Genomic DNA, 473 nt, shown 5'->3' with positions numbered 1-473 from the left:
CCGTAGGGGAACCTGCGGCTGGATCACCTCCTTAAATTAAGAGCACTAAAGAATTTAAAGTGCCCACACAGTTTGTTTTCGAGAATAAAGAAACCCAATGCACCCGAAAGGGGCATAAATGCTAGGCACAGCGAGAGCGAAGCGCGAGCGATAAGCTCACGCGAGTCAAAGCATTTTTACAAGGATTTTTGTTTTAATCGAGGCGTGCATGCGAGCGAGCGAAGGAGCATACATCAGTATGTGACTGAGTGAGAGAGCATAAGCAGCGCAGAGTAAAACGAAAAGCCGCAGTAAAAAAAGGGGTCGTAGCTCAGCTGGGAGAGCACCTGCCTTGCACGCAGGGGGTCAGGAGTTCGATCCTCCTCGGCTCCACCAAATTAGAGGGTTTATTCATTGGGATTATCCAGATTAAAGTGCTTTTATTTGAGGGCATTTTAATCTGGAATAACCAGACGTTCATTAAAAATTAGGGT

Annotated in this window: 1 tRNA gene; it reads left to right on the top strand. The window is 46.5% G+C overall.

Features of this window, described 5'->3' with window-relative positions:
- The first annotated feature begins 299 nt into the window (after window positions 1-299).
- Window positions 300-375 (top strand) — tRNA-Ala (locus Lani_RS12250).
- The last annotated feature ends 98 nt before the right edge of the window (window positions 376-473 follow it).

It is taken from the genome of Legionella anisa, from assembly GCF_001467525.1.
GTDB lineage: Bacteria > Pseudomonadota > Gammaproteobacteria > Legionellales > Legionellaceae > Legionella > Legionella anisa.
This window is presented reverse-complemented; position numbering and strand designations above follow the sequence as displayed.